Raw genomic sequence first — 18649 nt, 5'->3', positions numbered from 1 at the left:
AAAGGATTTTTTAATATGGAAAATAAACCCAGTAATAAACCCAGTAATAAACCCAGTAATAAACCCGATAACTTAAATAATCTTTATGGCAAAACCTTTCGTCGAGGATTATTTGATTTCCATGCAGGTGAAGCCGTACCCGAAGTTGAAATGGATACAAGCGCGTATTTCGCCGCAGCGGCGAAGGCGGGCATCCAAACCATCACCTTTATGACCAAGGATGCGTTCGGCAACAGCTATTTTGATACAAAAATAGGCCATAAAAACAGGAGGCTGCAAGGCGACTTGCTTGCGGAAGCCGCAGTAGAAGCTAAGAAGCATGGAATCGACATTATCGCCTACTATAATGTAGGCCTGAATAGTCACGTAGCCAAGGAAAATCCGGATTATCGGCAGCGTACAGCAGACGGGCAGCCTGTGACTGAAGCCTTTGATTATTACGATATTCTCTGTATGAACTCGCCTTATCGCGATTATGTATATGGACAGCTTGCTGAGATCGCCCGGAATTATGAGGTGGCGGGATTTTTCTTTGATATTTCCTATGTGTGGGAAGGCAGCTGTCACTGTGAATATTGCCAAAGATGGTATCGTGCGAGATTTGGGCGCGTAATGCCCGTTTCTCCTGAACCCGGTACGGAACCATTAAGGCAATGGCAAACGTTCCAGCGGGAAATCAGACATCACTTTTTGCGCGATGCAGTTAGCCAACTGAAAGCGATCAATCCTGCCTATCTCATCGGCTGGAACCATGCGGGCGACCCAAGATTCGGGCAAATAGAGGCAGATGAGAATGCGGATTACTTCACATCCGAATTTCACCCTCCCCATTATATGTATGGCAGCTTGTTGGCTAGGTGGAAGCGATCTTTCGATAAACCATTCGAATTGATGATGCCAAGTGAGATGGGCAGCTGGGGGGAATGGACCGTTGCACCTGCTGCTACGCTCAAGACGACTGCAGCGATTGCTGTGGCTAACGGCGGTTCCATCAGCTTCGGGCACGTGGCGTATCCTTCTGGCCTATTAAAAGGACAGGTTTCACAAGCCGTCATGCAGGCGATAGGCGAAGCGAATGATCTGGTCAAGGAATTGGAGCCTTGGCTGTTGAAAGCAAAGAGCGTGCCTATGGTAGCCGTGCTCCATTCGATTGAGAACAAGCGCATGCTGGAAGCCTCTGCTCTTGCAGAGAGTCCTGATGCTGCTCATCTGCAGGGCATCCATCGGATTTTAACTGAAGGACATATTCATTTTGATCTTATCGATGAACATAAACTTATCGAAGCTATTCACCTCTATGAAGTGCTGATTGTTCCGGATCAAGCTTATTTAAGTGAGGCAGTTGAAGCCTGCATTCGGGAGTATGTGCGAAATGGCGGCTGTTTACTGGCCTCAAGCCGGACCTCGCTATATGGAGAGCAGGGCGTGCAAAAACCGAATTTCGGATTATCCGACCTGTTTGGGGTTGATTTCATCGATTTTTCTGTATACAGCACATCCTACTTATATCCGATCGAGGCTGGCATCAAGCAGAACCTCCCGGACCTGCCGATCCTGCTCAAGGAGCAAAGCCAAAGCAGGTTGAACGTAACAGCGAACCCGCAAGCCGTTATTTTATCTGGAAGTATGAATCCCGCGGTTGAGGCCAAAGTGCATCGTCACGTATATCATCAGCATGCCCATCCAGCGAATGAAGCTCCATATCCTGCTGTAGTGGCCCATTCGTTCGGCAAAGGAAAAAGCCTGTATATAGCGGGGCCGATCGAAGCTTCCTATTGGCAAACCGGCTCACCGTGGCTGCGTAATTTTTATTTAAATTGCCTTCATGAATTGAATCAGCAGCCCAGACTTCGCGTTAAAGCACCACTGTCTGTAGAGGTGAACGTGATGGGCCAAGCCCAAACCCCGGATCAAGCTTCGCGGATTATTGTACATCTCATTAATGTTCGTGAGGATAAGGCGGCGGGGTCGAAGTCATTTATAGAAGAGGTTGCACTTGTTACGAATATTGAGGTCCAGATCCAGGCTTCAGCCAAGCGGGTGTACCTGATACCAGGGGGAGAAGAGCTGTCCTTTACCCAGGAAAAAGATAGCATTAGCGTTACAGTACCTCGCGTGGACATCCATGCGGCAGTTGTTATTGAACAGAGCGAATAGAAGCTGGAAATTAGTCATGAACTGATGGTCTTCCTATGTATCGGGGTGTAGGTATGAAATTGAGAACGCCAAAATTTTTTATAAAGCTGATGATTATCAGTGTTTTCGTGGGGATCATTCCGATTGTTTCGTTCGGGAGCTATTTTCATTATTATTTCTCCGATCATATTCAAAGGAAGGTTGATCAGAGTAAATTTCAGCTTTTGTCGGAGACCGTATTGCGTATAGAGCAGTTGTTCACAACCATCGATTACTCGCTTACATTGGTTGCTAATTCTAATTTGCTGCAAAATGCTTTTGAGCTGAATTACGCCAGCACTCATTTCCAAACCTTTAATGCCTTATCGGTTCAGCTTCGCCGCTTGCAAAGCCTGGATATGGGCATCGATAATGTCTTTTTCGTCAACCTGACTCATAACTGGGTTATTGAAAATCGCGGAGTAACTTTGCTGGACCAGCATCTGATGTATACACAGCTGTTGGATTTTATGGACAATGAACGAAGCTCTTTCTGGACAGCAGCCGAAGCAACCGTGCAAGCTAAAATCGCCGAGTCGGCTGTTGATGCCCAGGGTCTCCCTTTTATTTTTCTTGTGAAAAAAACGCCGCTTAACGCTCCCGTCCCAACAGGCTTATTGGTTGTGCAGATTCCACGGTTTGAATTGGAAAAAAGGGTGAACCTCAGTGGTGTAGATCATGTACAGCTGATCATGGATAAGGACTTCAACATCCTGGTTGACGGGGGATCGACCCTTTTATCTGATGATCAATTGCCTGCTGGTTTCCGTGAGAGTGTGAAGGCGGCTGTGAATGATACGGGAGAAGCCAAAATTCAAATTAACAGCCAGTATTATGCCATGGTCAGACAATCATCTTATAATGGCTGGTACTATTTCTCTATATATTCATTAGAGGAAATTACCAAAGATGCCACGCAGATTCGCAAAGTTACTTATTTGCTTTCTTTTGTCATTTTAATCCTTACATTGATCTTGTCGATTATGATGAACAGAAGGGCTTATCGGCCGATTCGGCGGTTATATGAAAAGGTGGCTCTCCAATCAGGAAGCGATAAAAAAAGCTATGATGAATTTCAGTTTATTGGTGAGCGAATTGAAAGCCTGATAGACACGTCTGGACATATGAACCGGCAAATTGTCGGCCAAGTAGAGAAGCTGCGGGAGCTGTATGTGTTCAAGCTGCTTATTGGGGAGACAGATCCTGCGGAATCCGAACAAAGAATGACCTACTATGGAATGAATACAAAGGCCAAACATATCGCCGTCATCGCCATCCAGATCAGCAATTGGGGGCAATCCCGCTATAAGGATAGTGACTTGGATATTATGATGTTTGCGGTGAGCAATGTGATCAGTGAAATGATTCCTGCGGATCAGCGGATCGACCCTGTCATTATTGGCTCTTATCATGCTACGATTGTCAGCGGCAATCAGGAAAGCGAGCAAGAATTCCGCTCGTATTTAACTTCATTGGCCGATCTTATCCAAGAGGCGATCAAAAAGTATTTGGAGCTGAACATTAACATCGGAGTAAGCCGCAGCCATACACATATGGGGAAATTATCACTGGCCTATAACGAAGCACTCGAAGCATTAAAAAGCAGAAACCTGCTGGATCGCGAATCGCTGCTCTTTCATGAAGATTTATTTTCTGATAAAAATCCCTTGTTTGTATATCCGAAAAAGGTAGAGAAGGATCTGATCCTTGCCGTACATGAAAGCAACATGCCTAAAGCGAAAGAAACACTGCGCAGGATCAGCCATTACTTACTCGATCAAAACATTAAATTCAGGGAATGCCAGCTTTATCTGGTTCGTTTACTGGTCAATTTAATTACGGATTCCCTCCATCCGGGAGAAGCCCTGCAGCTGCTGCAGAAAAATAACAAGTCCGTATTTGAGCAGTTGTTTGAACTCAATGCTATGGAGGAAATCGAGGCCTGGTTCGAGGCCTGCGTCCTGCAGCCGTTAATTCAATACCGGTTAGGCGGCTTGAAGCCGCAGCCGTACATGAATATTGCGGAAAGCATGATTGCCATAATCCATGAGCAGTACAAGACTGATTTAACTTTGGAAACATGCGCCGACCAGTTGAAATTTAATCCTGATTATTTGCGCAGAGTGTTTCGAAAAGGCATAGGCATGAATTTCAGCGAATACTTGGCACAGTATCGTTTTGAGGCGTCCAAGCAATTGCTGGAGCATACCGAGTTGACGATTGCCGACATTGCCCAGCAGCTAAATTACAACAACCCGCAAAACTTTATTCGCTACTTCAAAAAAATGATGGGCATGACGCCGGGGCAATATCGCGAAAACATGAAGTAAGAAGTAAGAAGTAAGAGGGACGCCTTGAGGCGTCCTTTGATGAGCGTGTTCGTTTACCTGGGTGCATGGGGAGGAAATGGGTGTGGGCTCCAACCGCTGTTAAAGATTTGTTCCTTGAATGAAATGTAAAGGGTGGAACAAATCTTTAAAGGCGGGCGCTATCGCTTTTCCGCCCACACCCATTTCCTCTCGCAGCTATAAAGTACCGAACAAGTCAAACTCAAACGGACAACCGGCAAGGGTTTTCTTCCTTGCAGGAGGGGATTTCCTGGCAGGTGCAGGCACTGGGGAGGAAGAAGGGAAGAAGGGGAGAAAAGCCCCTCTTCATCCTATTTCTCATCCCCAGTGCCTGCTGTTTTAACGATGTTTTTCATCGCTAAAAGGCGCGACCGTCTGCAAATACGGTAGTTAAGAATGAAAAACATCGGTAAAGTCCCTAATTATCACCCAGAGAGGTCATCCATCCTCTTTTAACGATGAAAATCATCATTAAAGTGGCTGATTGACCTGAAAACACTTGCTTTAGCGATGAAAATCATCGTTAAGTGCAGCAGGCGCTCCACTCGGAGGAGGCGGACCCAATCTGAAGTGGGAGAATGTAGGTGAAAAACCACTCACATTCTGCTTGCGAGTGGCCGAAGCAGCGTAAGTAGCTGAAAAGCCATCCACAATTGCTTAGGCGTGGCCAAAGCAGCAAAATGTAGTCGAAAAGCCACCCATATTCTGCTTGCATATTTAGCTAGCCTGACAACATTGGAACAAAGCTCTCCCAGTCAAAAAAGCCGAACCGTTGGTTTTACCCCGGTTCGGCTTTTTTATGTGGTTCTTTTTTCAGCTAAGAATCTACTACTCTATAGAAATTACTCCACCGTTTTAAGAACTCGCAGCAGCAGGGCCACGGATTCGGCTCTGGTTGCTTTGGCATGAGGTTCAAAACGGTTGCCTTCACGTCCGCTGATCATCCCCTGTTTGCGAAGTGCTTCAACAGCAGTTCTAGCCCACACTGGAATGTCCTTATCATCTGTAAATTTTTCTGCAGATCCTTCAGCAAATTCTTCAGAAAATCCCGCTTCGCCATTCACATTCACATTCAAACTCAGGCTGAGCGCCTTCGCAATCGTTGTGGCGATCTCCGCGCGTGTGATATACGCATCCGGCCGGAAGCTGCCGTCCTCGTATCCCGCCACTAGACCCAAGGCTACGGCTTGGGCTACCTCTTGTTCTGCCCATGCGCCGATTTTTGCCCGGTCTGTAAACGATAAAGGTTTGCTGCTTCCATCACTGTCAGGCTTGAGTGCGTGGATTAGCATCACGATAAATTCGGCCCGGGTTGTTGCTTGGTCCGGCCTGAAGGTATGATCGGGATAGCCGCTAATGAGCTTCTGGGCTAACGCCTCTTGAATGTCGGCTTCTGCCCAATGCCCAGCAAGATCGCTGAGAGAGACAACGGATGGGTCAGGCTGGACGACTGGTTTATCAGGATCAGGCTTTGTTGCGAGCTTTTTACGGTGGATCGTTAAGGTATAAGTTCGCGTAGCGCCATTTTCCGCTTTTACCCCGATTTCAAACACATTATCGCCTTCCTGAAGGCTGAGCTTCGTGCTAGTATCTATTAATTTTCCTTGCTTCGTAATGATAATTTTGGCTAGCGAATGGGAGGCCTTGCTCCTAAGCTCCAGCTCAGCAGCTTCGGTTTCAAGCTTGTAGCTGGTCGTCTTGGTAGTAAAAGCAGGCGTTAGCTCAAATGGCTTGTCATCAATAACAACTGTCAATTCCTTTAGATCAACATTATCGGATTGGCTTACATAAGTATAACTATTCGGACCAGGGGAGGAGGGCTGAATTTCCGCTGAGTTATATGTGCTGAGCGCGTTTTGCAAGGTGCTCACTTCAGCATCCACGACTCCTTGCAAGGCGTTGGTATTATCTGCGATGGTCTGTGCAGCTGTGATTGCATTAAGCAGCGAGGTACGCGCATTAGCAGGGAATTGACCGGCAGCGCTGCCTTCCACTGTTGCTGTCAAACGGCTTTGAGCCGAAGCAATTAACGCTAACAAGGCTGTTTTATCTGCTTCAGGCACTTCTGCAGCATCATATGCATCCACTGCCGCTTGCAAATCGCTGGTTGCTTCTGTAACCTGTAATGCTTTCGCTTCGGCATCACTTGCCACAGACGCTGCTGCTGTTATAGCAGCCTGCAGTAAGGTTCTTGCAGCAGCCGGATATTGACCCGGATCATCGCCCTCCGTCGTGTCCGTCAAACGGGCTTGCGCCAAAGTGATTAAGGACTCCAAGGCCGTCTTGTCCGGCGGTACCTGCCTGACGGCAATGATCCTGTCCACGTATAAGTATTCAATGGCATTGGAATTCGGTGGCGCCAGCCAGACCAGGTGATCATCGATAGCAGAATCGTATTCATACACCCACGGGAATTCCACAAAGTGGTATTCCCCGTCCGCGAACTCGGCATAATCTTTCCAAGCCGTATCTTCCATCGGCGGATAGATGCCGAAATCAAAGGCTTTGTCACTTGGAGAACCCGTTCCGGGGTCGATCCGGACGTTCGCATACAGCTTCCACTTCCCAGTGCGCGGAAGGGTCGTATCTGGAATTTGAATCGCCCAGGTATTCGTATTGCCTGTCACTCTGACGGCAGCGTTGTCGGAAGCTTTAGCATCCTGCACGATTTTCGTACCGACCGGCGTATGCAGACGCATTGCGTTATCCTGGAAGTCTACCCAGTCCGAAGCGGGCAGACTTTGCACAAAATCGGGGATGGTTGGAACTGTCCGTCCCACCTCAATCCATTCATACAGCAATTCTATATTGGTGTTGGCCTTGTAATCCACCACATTCGCGGTATTGGCTTTGAAACGGTCAAAACGGTTCTCAAAATCATAATTCCATGTAATGTTTCTATCTTCCGCCTCTTTCATAAACTCCACACGGCGCATCAAAGTGACATAATCCACTTCCACACGGGCCTTTTGTACATGATCCAGGAATAACGGATTACCAGCGACGGCAGCAGCAGCCTGCTCAAACAAGCCGTCTGCCTGATACATCAAATCAAAGTTCAGGAAGGATGAAGTGATGGGTGTGGAAATAGTCAGTACGGAATCGCTCTGTGCATACGCCTGCTCCAGCGAGTTCAGGTAACTGCTGATGTACGGAGCAGCATCGCCATAATAGCCTTGCACAAACTCATTGATCAGCTGCTGATAATCCTGATTCGGATTCCACAGAAGCTTGGCAGCCACCCAGGCACGCAGGTAAGCGAAGCCGGTTTCGCCCGGAGCGTATATATTTTGCATTTGCTGGCCGAAATAGCCTTTGAATGCCGGGAACTGGGCAATGTATTGAAGCGTTTGGCCCATTGCGTTCAGAACCGGATAAGGCATCAGATAGCCGCCTCCATTATAATCGGTGAGATAGTCCCACAGGATCAGGTTATCCGAGATAGCCGCCCATTTGTCAATATTGTCTTTGTAGAACTGGTTTTGGGTGCTGTTGATTGCACGTCCGTGATCCTTGAAAATGGGGGCGAAGGTGATCACGATGTTGTCTTCGATGGCCATATTTGTAGGCGCTTCCAAACTGAACATATAAGCCAGCGTTCCAATTCTTGCTCCTGGAATGACGGCGCTTACTCTCTGGGCAACATCATTTAACAGATCAAAGGTTGGAGCTGCCAATGAGCCGCCATGCTGATCCGCAAACGCCTGACTGGCCGGATCCGGGATCCAGATGTCGTCCTCCTGGCTGAATCCGTAAGACGCGTCCTTGCCCTCGCTGATACGCTGATTTATTTTGTCGATTAATTTATCCGCCGCAATTTGACGGACATTCTCGTCCATAGCCAACAGCTGCCGGCCGTTATGATATTGAGTCTGAGGTACGATGCTGTAAAAATTGTGTACTTCGTCCGGCCAATACTGGGACCAGCTGTTAAGTCCCGGTTCCGACTGAGGTACATGGTTGTAGCGGTCTGCATATTTGCCATTGAGCAGATTATGCGCACGGTACTGCTCGTTGTTGCCGTCGCTGACATACATTTCGCGGTATTCAAAGCGCGGAATCTGAATATCATCATCAACCGTTACTTCTAGTATGGATGTATCAGGCACGTAGGTATATTCAGGAGCAAACCATTTTACACCCACGTAATTATCCAAAAAGTAATTAACTCCGTACATGGTGCCGCGTGAATGGCTGCCTGCGATGATGATGTTCTGATTGATCTTGCGAATGACAAAGCCGTCATCGCCTAACGTATTCCCGGCCAGCTCAGGAACCAGGCTTTCTGTCAGTGCATTCCTGCCGACAAGCACCACAGGGTCATTGGGCGGAGCGGTGTCCGCCGTTAGTTGAAACGGTGCGCCGGTAACCTGTGTCAAATAATCGGTCAGCTCTTCAGCCGCATGCTGCTCCATGCTGTCTGCGTCCGAATGGACGAACACCTGGTATAGGGCGCTGCCATTGTTGGCCAGTATTACATTGCCTCCAGCAGTCAAATTATTTTCAGCAAACGTGAAACCAGGAAAGACGGTAATCATGAGCACGAGAGACAAAATACCGGCTATTGATTTTCTAATCACTTGAGCGCCTCCAATTTTTCATCGTATTTTTACGTGAAAATCTTTACAATCTAATGCTGAAGCCTCTGGGCGGATAAGACATTGAACGTTTTCAGTTTTATATGCATACCCGTCCCAGCGCATAATCAGCGGGATGTTTGCTGTTTGCTATTTCCTGTTTCCTGATTAGTTTTGGCTTTTGGCGTAATCCGCCGTAAATTCTTCTTCGATTTGCTTGCCGCCATTGTTGGACCAGGTTTCAATCGCCTTGTTCCAGCCCGCTTCATCCAGTTCACCAATAAGGAATTTGTTTCGGGCATCCTCGATTTCTGTCTGCAGCTGTGCGCCTTTTTCAGTGAATGTTTTCGAGATTAGCGGCACCGTCGGGTCATACACAGCATATTTCTCATTTTCTACGATCAGGTTCTTCCATTTGGTTTCCATCGGTTTATCGCCCAGCTTTGCATCGAACAGACCGAACTGGACCATGACCTGATTAAGCGGGTTAATATCCGCATTGTATAATTCCAGGTTTACATTGGGAACACCGTTCTCCATCTTGTAGGTGTTGCCCTCCACGCCATACTTTGTCATATCCTGAATGGCTTCATCCCCAAGCTTATCGTAAAACTGCAGGACCATCTTCAATTCCTCTTCGGTTTTGATACTTGTTTTCGGGAACATAACGACCCCGCCGAAGCCTTGACCGCCGACTGTGAATGTACCGTGAGGTCCGCTGATCGGGCTTATGATGTCAAGTTCCGCTTTAGGATCGAGCTTCTTCAGGTCGTTGAATCGTGCCGTTGTTACAGCATCCATTTCCACTAAAAGCATACCTGTTTTCCCTTGGTTCATATAGTTGAGGAACCCGTCATTGACGATCAGGAAGTCCTGGTTGATTAACTTCTCGTCATAAAGCTTCTTCTGGAATTTCATGGCTTCCAAGTATTCTGGTGTCTTGAAGCTGGGTACAATTTTACCGTCCTTGACTCCCCAGATGTTCGGGGCTCCGAACAGGATGGACAACGTGTCGAATCCATACTGGCTTGTGCTCCAGCCGAACGTGTCAGGCTTGCCGTTTTTGTCCGGATCTTGCGTTGTAAAAGCTTTCAAAATCGTATAGATATCGTCTATGCTCTCGGGCGCTTTGAGCTCAAGGGCATCAAGCCAATCCTTGCGGAAAATGACACCTGGTCTCGAGATCGGTCTGGAACGTGGCAATCCATATACTTTACCATCTACGGAAATATTGCTGTACACTTCATTCTTGATTTTGCTGAGATTCGGATAGTCCTGAATGTACGGACCAATTTCCCAGAACATGCCGGAGCGGACGCCGTTCACAATATTTCCGTCCTTGTTGTCAAGGACAGTGATTACCTGCGGCAAGCCGCCCGATGCCATAGTCGCGTTCAGCTTATCGTCATACGCTTCCCCCGGCACCCAGATCAAATCGAGGTCTACGCCTGTATGCTCTTCGATTTTCAAGATACCCGGATTGTCGGGCTTGGGCGCCTCCGTCGTATACTGGGGAAGCATGATGGAAACTTTCGCGGGAGAGCCTGAGTTACTGGAGCTTTCGGGTTGTTTCGTTGCATTGGAGCTTTCTTTGGGACTGGCCGTTGAGCCTTCCTCTTCATTATTGGACTTGCCGCATGCGGCAAGAAGCAGGAGCATACATACTCCGACAAGCAATGAAAGCAAGAGCCGCTTGTTGATGATTTGTCGATTCGACATGATAGAACCTCCCTAAATAATAATAATAATAATAGCATGTTTATATATATCAGATTTGGCCGATTCGGGTTTAAATGACTTCACCTCCATTCCGGAATAAACCTCCACCGGCCAAATCGTGATCATCCTTTGACAGATCCGAGGAAAATGCCTTTCGTGAAATATTTCTGCAGGAAAGGATAGACGCAAAGGATCGGGATCATCGAGACGACGATAACGGCCATCTTAATCGTCACCGGCGGAGGCATTGTAAAGTTGTCCGCGAATTGAGTGGAATCGCCGATGCCTCCTTGCGACATAATGACAATCTGGCGCAAAAGCACTTGAACGGGCCACTTCGCCGTATCATTAATATACAAGATAGCATTAAAGTAACTGTTCCAGTGGTCGACGGCATAGAACAGACCGATTGTAGCAAGTGCAGGCTTGGAAAGGGGCAGTACGATACGATAGAAAATTTGCAGATCATTGCACCCGTCGATCTTCGCGGACTCTTCCAGTCCATCTGGTAGCTGCTGGAAGAAATTTTTGAGTACAATCAAATAGAAAGCGCTTATTGCAGTAGGTAAAATTAAGGACATATAGGAATCTATAAGCCCGACTGATTTGACGACCAGGAACGTCGGGATCATGCCCCCGTTGAATATCATGGAGAACACGACTAGCAGCAGAATGATCCGCCTTTTTCCAAAATCCCGCCGAGCGAGCGGGTATGCCATCAAACTGGTCAGAATGAGATTGAACAACGTACCGAAGGCCGTAAGCGAGATCGATACCCAGAGGCTTTTCAAGATCGTATTGGTGGACAAAATGTACTGATACGCCGAGAAGTCGAACTTGCTCGGGAACAGCATGAACCGCTTGGTCAACACTTCTTCCGGAGCGGCCAAGGAAGCAGCTATAATATAAATGAACGGCAGCAGCGTAATGAGAGACAGCAGTGACAGGAACGCAATGTTTAACAGGTCGAACAAGCGGCTTCCGAATGATTTGTCAGCAATCAAAAGATACCATCCTCCCCATATTTTCTTGCTATCAGATTTGACATATAGACAAGCAAAGCTCCGACAACCGATTTGAACAAACCAACAGCTGTACTGTAGCTGAAATTACCTTGCTGGATCGCGACCGTATACACATACGTATCGAAAACTTCCCCTACTTGCCGGTTCACCGAGTTTACCATCAGGAATATTTGCTCAAACCCGACATCGAGGAAGCTGCCCAGCCGGATAATAAGCAGAATGACGATCGTACTGCGGATCGCTGGCAGCGTGACATGCCATATTTTGCGCATGCGCCCGGCTCCATCAATCGTTGCCGCTTCATAGGCTTGCGGATCAACGGAACTCATCGCCGCCAAGAAAATGATGGCGCTCCAGCCTGATTCTTTCCAAATCACCTGCGAAGTGATCATAAACCGGAACCATTCCGAGCTCTGCAGGAAATTGATAGTTTTAATTCCGCTCACTTCCATTAAATAAGGGACGATACCGTCCTGAATCGAAAACAGCATGTAACAAATCCCTACTACAACAACCCAAGAGATGAAATGGGGGATGTACAGCACCGATTGCACAAACCTTTTCATAAACCTGAATCTGACTTCGTTCAACAGAAGCGCCAGCACAATGGGAAAAGGAAAAAAGAAAACGATATTGTAGAGCGCCAGCACAAACGTATTGCGCAGCAGCATCCAGAACGATCTTTCATGAAAAAAGCGCACAAAGTGGTCGAACCCGACCCATTCGCTGCCCCACACACCGAGAAACGGGTGATAGTTCTGAAAGGAGATGATCAATCCCCAGATCGGGACGTATTTAAAAATGATAAAAAAAACGATTCCCGGAAGCAGCATTGCGTACAGCCATCTGTTCCGGACGAGTTCTGCCTTCATTCATCCAGCCACCTATCTCTTTAAATTGTCGATGTTATCTATCGGCAAACCCAAGTATAGGAGGCGTGAAGCTTAATCGTCAATAATCTGTAACGTACCAGATTAAGGATGGGCCGATTCCCAGCTGCAGCAAGGGTTTGCGGCTCCGTATAATCATTTGAGGATTAGGGTACAGGCCAAAAAAGTAATCGTTTTCTATAGTTTGGGGAGATGGATTAGATGTCACATGTGGCAGGGAATAGAAAGGAGCGAGGGGTTAGGTGGATGGGGAAAAGCTGCCTCATAGAATAATATATTTCTTTAAAGTGGTGAAGCGAGGAAGCGTTGATGTGTTCGAAAATGGAATCATATGAGAACCTCAAATTCTCATATGTGCACTATCCCTTAGACTCAGAAAGCCTCATGTTGGCTTTTCATTTGGGCTTTGAGCATGGCATGTTCGGAACTTTGAAACTGAGTGGGAAGGGAAGTGGGAGGAAGAGCGAGAAAGAACGAGAAAGAGCGATAGTGGCAGCCCGTCTCCCCCGAATGAAGCATGTGCTTGACTTAACGATGTTTTTGATCGTTAAAGTAAGGATTCCAGGCCAATCTGTCACGTTAATGATGTTTTTCATCGCTAAAAGAGGACGGAGGGCCTTTCTGGGGGTAGAAAAGCGGCTTTAACGATGTTTTTCATCGTTAAAGTAAGGTTGTAGAGATGACTTCGTGCTTTTAACGATGAAAATCATCGTTAAAGCAGCAGGTCCACCCGGTTGCGCAAGCTGGCGGCGCGATCTTCAGTCTCAACGGCTTGGCCCGCGGGGAAATCTCCTTCAATCAAGAGGAAAACCCTTGCTGGCAATCCGTTTGAGCTTAGTGTTCGTGCGATTGTAGCTAAAGAGAGGTAAGGGGTGTGGGAGGAAGAGCGGCAGCGTCCGCCTTTAAAGATTTGTTCCTACCTCCTCATCGATACCATTCAAGGGAACAAATCTTTAACAGCGGCTGGAGCCCACGCCCCTTACCTCCGCAACGCTCCTACGTCACGAACACGCTCATCAAAGGACGCCGCAAGGCGTTTAATCTACTAAATCAAACCAAACCGTAAAGATCGAACCTTCTCCCTTATAACTCGTGACATCCACTGAAGCATGATGCTCATCTATAATAATTTTTGCTATTGATAGACCCAAGCCCGTACCTTCAATTTGTCCTCTTGAATTATCAGCCCTGTAAAACCGATCAAAAATAAAGGGAATCTCAGAGTTGGCGAGCCCAATGCCTGTGTCCTTGATGCTAATACCTATCATTTGCTCTTTTCTTTCTATGCTCAGTTCAACCGATCCTGACAATGTGAATTTAAAGGCATTTTCCAGGAAAATGAACAATAATTGCTGTAAATAATCCCTATTTCCGAGGATATAAGCATCTTCCAGCAGGTCGAGAGAGCTTGTAGACCACTGGATTTGTTTAGGTAGAACATCAACCTTACGGATTACGGACTCCACGATGGGCAGCAGCTCGACTTTTTCCAATTCTATGTTCATTTGAGAATCTGACCTTGCCAAATACAGCAGATCACTTACCAGTTTTCGCATCCTGTCCGATTCTTCAACGATATCATCAATGGATTCCAAGGAATCTCGCAGCATCTCTGTATCTATATACTCAGGGGTTGCTCGTTCCCAAACCTTTCTTAACAATTGAGCGTTCCCCGAAATAGAGGTCAGAGGCGTCCGCAATTCATGGGAGGCATCGGCGACGAACCTTTGCTGCGTCATATATAAGTTGTTTATTTTGGTGTAGTTGCCTTCAATACTTTCCAGCATAGAGTTGATAGCAACGGTTAATTGGCCAATTTCATCATTTGGATTTTTATAGTAGATCCTTTCGGTGAGCTTTCCTGTGCCCCGGATCTGATCCAGCTTTTGAATGAGCATATGGATAGGGCTGAGAAACTTTTTCGAAAAAAACATGCCCAAAATTACAGCTAATAAAACGACACCTAAGGTAAGCATATAAAGACTGAAACGCAAAACTCTGAAAAAGTTCTCAAATTGATTAATATTGATTCCGGACTGAATGGTTCCAACAATTTCCCCGTTCAAAACTATAGGGTACGTATATACAAGAATGGCTGTGTCGTAGAGCGTAACGGTGTCATAAAAAGGCTTTTCATTCACCTTATCCCGCTCCAGGGGCAGCTCGAAATATTTCAAATTGTTTGATTTGGTCACCAAGCCATTGGAAAAATTAGTGATTTGAATAAACATGCCTTCCTGAAGCAGCTCATATTCATCAATATTAATAAATAAATTCCAGGCTTTTTTTGAAAAAGTAAATTTAAATGAGATGGATTTGTTGATGGCTTCGACTTTATAGGCGATGTTTTTTTGAATGTCATTATAAATATAGTTGTGCAAAAAAGTGTACAGTACGGTTCCGAAAATAATTAATGTTGCCATTAAAATGATAGAAAACATCAAAGAAAGTTTAGTCTTAAGCGTCATATGCCCCGGCCCCAGCCTTGTCTTATATTGGTATGTCCGGTTAAGATATCACACCAACATTAATTCCATATTAAAAAGGACGCTTTGAGGGACAACGTCAATTTCGTCAATAAGGTAATTTGTCAACAGTCCCTTGAGGCGTCCTTTGATGTGCGTGCTCGTGATGCCAGCGCTTGAGAGGTAAAGGATGATGGACAGCCAGTAGGCGTCTGTTTCCTTCAACTCTTACGTCTAAACGTCCGGATCATCAGAAATAAAAAATAGGGAGCGCCGATTAACGTAATCAATAAGCCTGAAGGAATTTCTTTCGGAGCTAGTATGGTACGTCCGATTGCATCGGTCATAACTAGCAGCAGAGCGCCCAGCAAACCTGATAGTACTATGGACTGCCTCGTATGATGGCCGATCAGCATACGTACCGCATGCGGTACGATTAAGCCGAGGAAACCGACTGTGCCGATAGAAGCAACGGCTCCTGCCGCGAGCAGAACACCGACAATCATGGCGGCTAGTCTCGTTTTGCGAACCGCAAGGCCCAGTCCTGTGGCACTGTCGTCACCGAAGGCCAGCAGATCGAACCTGCGGGCAAGGTACAGAGCTATTGGAAGCAGAACGACCAGAAAAATGGCAATCAGCGCAACCTGCTGCCAGGTCCGGCCATACGTAGAGCCAGTGAGCCAGATGTAACCCGAGCTGCCCCAAAGCGAACCCCGTACAATCAAAGCCTGGATGCCCGCTGATCCGAAGGCCGAAACCGCGATTCCTAGCAGAATCAGCACAAAAGGATGAAGTCCTTTACGCCACGCAAGCAAGAACACACATGCCGCTGCAGTCAAGCCGCCAGCTATAGCGGCTACTGGCAGGAGAGTGACAGGAACTTGAGGCCAGGCAATCAGAATGAGCATGGCTCCGAACCCTGCTCCTGATGTGACGCCTATTATGGAAGCATCCGCAAGCGGATTGCGAACCGCGGCCTGAATCAGTACCCCGCTAACTGCTAGTGCGATCCCTGCACCCGCCGCTACAAACGTCCGCGGAAGCCGTAAATTCAACAGAGTGGAATAGGAGGAAGCGTCACTTGATCCAAATAGGCTGCTGAACAATTGCCCAAGAGGGATTTGGGTTCCGCCCATCGTCATGCTGACCAGGATGAGTGCAACCACTAGAAAGAACATAATAACAGCCATGCGGTTAAAGCTCATATGCACGAATCTTCCGCCTGCCTGCATGGACATTTGTCCAACTGAACCTGTTGTCCCTTTCATCTTGCTCAAGACTAGCCAGACTAACCATGGCGCGCCTATAATCGCCATGACAGCTCCAATTGGCATCTCTCCTACATTGCTTCTCACAACTCTGGATAATACATCGGCAGCCGTAATCAACACCGCGCCCCAAAGCGCCGCGCCCGGGATTAGCCAACCATGCTTGCGCAATCCCATCAGACGAATCAAATGCGGGGCGACCAGACCGACGAAACCGATCGGGCCGACTACGCTCACAACGACAGAAGCGACAAGAACAGCCAAGGCCAGACCTGCAAGTCTCGTCCAATCGACCTTTTGTCCGAGCGAACGCGCTGTCGCTTCATCCAGAGTGAGCACATCGAATTGCTTGCCCAGTAAGATGGCGAGCAATATCATACCGAGCACCCAAGGCCAGGCAAAGAAAACTCCATCCCAATCTACCTGAACCAGGCTGCCAGCGCCCCATAAAAACAAGTTCTGCGTTTCCGTTGCTTTAAAGATATGGATAGCTCTTGTGAAGGATTCGATGACTAGCGAGACGATCATCCCTGCCAGTACGAGCCGTAGAGGACTAGCCATTTTGCCGCCTCCAAGCAAGTAAGCGATGGTTGCAGCCATCGCTCCGCCGACAGCTGCGAAGGTAAGTGGAGAAACGGAAAGGATTCCAGGAAAAAAAGCCGTTCCTAGCACAACCATGAAGTAAGCGCCCGAATTAATGCCGAGCGTGTCTGTAGATGCAAGCGGATTTTTCGTAATGGTTTGCAGCAGCGTTCCTGCCAGCGCAAGTCCAGCTCCCGTTAATAGCCCTAAAATGGTTCTCGGCATTCTTAAATCCCAAACGATGTTGTGGTCAGGCAAGCCTTGATTGTGGAGCAGTGCATCAATCACGGTTTGCACTGGAATTTTGGCTTCTCCGAAGCATAGGCTCACAAAAAAAAGTATACCAAGGGCGACAAAGCCGCCCCCGAATATACAGATCATTCTCCATGTAGATGTCATTTGGTTAGTGAGGTGACAACACGATCAACGAGCGACTTGGAGGAAATTGGACCGCCGAAAGTCCAAGTGTCTCCATCAATCGGATACGTTCGTTTTTCTTTTACGAAATTCAATCCGTTCCAGACGGAGTTATTCTTCAGTGGCTCACCGAACACATCATCGTCAGGTTGAACGATATAAATAAAGTTGGAGTCGGATACCGCAGGGAGCGCTTCGATGGTTGAATTCGTAAATCCGTATTTCTCGAATTTTTCGGTTTTCCAATCGTTTTTGAGTCCGATACGGCTAAGAGTCTGAGAAACGGTGGATGTATCAGTAAACATCCGGACGGTAACGGCATTCTGGTAAGTAAAGGCCTGCGTAATGACATAATTCAAATCCGCTTTGCCTGCTGCAGCAAGCTTTGTTTTAGCTTCTGTGTAATGCTGCTCCAGTTCGGAGAGAACCTTCTCGGCCTCTGCCGTCTTGCCGGTTGCTGCGGCAATCGCATTAAAGATCTCAATCATTCTCGTATAAGAATCGCCTTCATCTGCATAAGGATCGAACTCGATCGTTGGTGCAATAGCTTTCAATTGATCATAGTGTGCGCTGTTATTGTCTGTGTTTGAAATAATAAGGTCAGGTTTTAAAGCGGCGATGGCTTCAAAGTCAGGCTCCCAGCGTAACCCGACATCGGTAACGTCCGCGCTTAGTGCAGCTTCTGCGCCAACCCATGTCTTGTACTCCACATTATCGGCGTTGCCGACTGGCTGAATGCCCAGAGCAACCAGGCTCTCAGAGAAAATCCACTCCAGCCCCACTACGCGTATCGCCGGCTTATCCAGCACGGTCTCACCCTTCGCGTGAGTAATCTTTAGGGGAAACGCTCCCTCTGAAGTGTTCGAATTGCCAGAAGCCGTCTCGGATGGCTTGGCGGAAGGGGGTGGCGACGACTCTCCGGAGCCTGATTTGTTGCTGCCGCAAGCAGCTAAGACAAGAATGAACGATAGAATGACCACAGTTATAGATGATGATTTAAATAAACGCACTTTCTCTTTCCTCCCTTTTATGTAACCCTATAAATTTAAGAAATTACTGCTCTGTTTTCTAGTCAATGACAATGATAATCGTTATCATATTGATTGTCAACGCTAAACTTTGGATTACTTAGATGAATAATATTCCTAATTTTTCATTTTTTTCTAGTTGATAGAATCAAAGA

General features: G+C 47.2%; 9 protein-coding genes. 2 read left to right on the top strand and 7 right to left on the bottom strand.

What is annotated here, in order from left to right:
• Positions 1-15 precede the first annotated feature (15 nt).
• Positions 16-2157 (top strand): beta-galactosidase trimerization domain-containing protein, encoded by a 2142-nt coding sequence (locus J2Z66_RS15955; protein ID WP_209972442.1) that lies wholly within the window; start codon positions 16-18, stop codon positions 2155-2157.
• Positions 2158-2210: 53 nt separating this feature from the next.
• Positions 2211-4505 (top strand): helix-turn-helix domain-containing protein, encoded by a 2295-nt coding sequence (locus J2Z66_RS15950; protein ID WP_209972441.1) that lies wholly within the window; start codon positions 2211-2213, stop codon positions 4503-4505.
• Between the two features lie 860 nt (positions 4506-5365).
• Here J2Z66_RS15950 and J2Z66_RS15945 read toward each other — a convergent pair.
• The 7 genes from J2Z66_RS15945 to J2Z66_RS15915 form a co-directional block, all read right to left on the bottom strand.
• Positions 5366-9103, bottom strand: a complete 3738-nt coding sequence (locus J2Z66_RS15945; protein ID WP_209972440.1) for a DUF4838 domain-containing protein — start codon at positions 9101-9103, stop codon at positions 5366-5368.
• A 165-nt stretch (positions 9104-9268) separates the two neighbouring features.
• Positions 9269-10819 (bottom strand): extracellular solute-binding protein, encoded by a 1551-nt coding sequence (locus J2Z66_RS15940; protein WP_209972439.1) that lies wholly within the window; start codon positions 10817-10819, stop codon positions 9269-9271.
• 122 nt (positions 10820-10941) lie between these two features.
• The gene (locus tag J2Z66_RS15935; protein WP_209972438.1) at positions 10942-11823 is read right to left on the bottom strand and encodes a carbohydrate ABC transporter permease; all 882 of its coding nucleotides are present in this window, start codon (positions 11821-11823) and stop codon (positions 10942-10944) included.
• On the bottom strand, positions 11820-12716 hold the full coding sequence (locus J2Z66_RS15930) for an ABC transporter permease (protein ID WP_245375594.1): 897 nt from the start codon (positions 12714-12716) through the stop codon (positions 11820-11822). The genes J2Z66_RS15935 and J2Z66_RS15930 overlap by 4 nt, the downstream gene beginning before the upstream one ends.
• Positions 12717-13771: 1055 nt before the next feature.
• Entirely contained in the window at positions 13772-15202 is a 1431-nt protein-coding gene (locus J2Z66_RS15925; RefSeq protein ID WP_209972437.1) for a sensor histidine kinase, read from the bottom strand.
• A 218-nt stretch (positions 15203-15420) separates the two neighbouring features.
• Positions 15421-17430 (bottom strand): iron ABC transporter permease, encoded by a 2010-nt coding sequence (locus J2Z66_RS15920; protein WP_245375593.1) that lies wholly within the window; start codon positions 17428-17430, stop codon positions 15421-15423.
• A gap of 14 nt (positions 17431-17444) precedes the next feature.
• The gene (locus J2Z66_RS15915; protein ID WP_312894591.1) at positions 17445-18476 is read right to left on the bottom strand and encodes an ABC transporter substrate-binding protein; all 1032 of its coding nucleotides are present in this window, start codon (positions 18474-18476) and stop codon (positions 17445-17447) included.
• Positions 18477-18649: the final 173 nt, after the last annotated feature.

Origin of the sequence: Paenibacillus eucommiae (genome assembly GCF_017874215.1) — a bacterium.
In the GTDB taxonomy this organism is placed as follows: Bacteria; Bacillota; Bacilli; order Paenibacillales; family NBRC-103111; genus Paenibacillus_AI; species Paenibacillus_AI eucommiae.
This window is presented reverse-complemented; position numbering and strand designations above follow the sequence as displayed.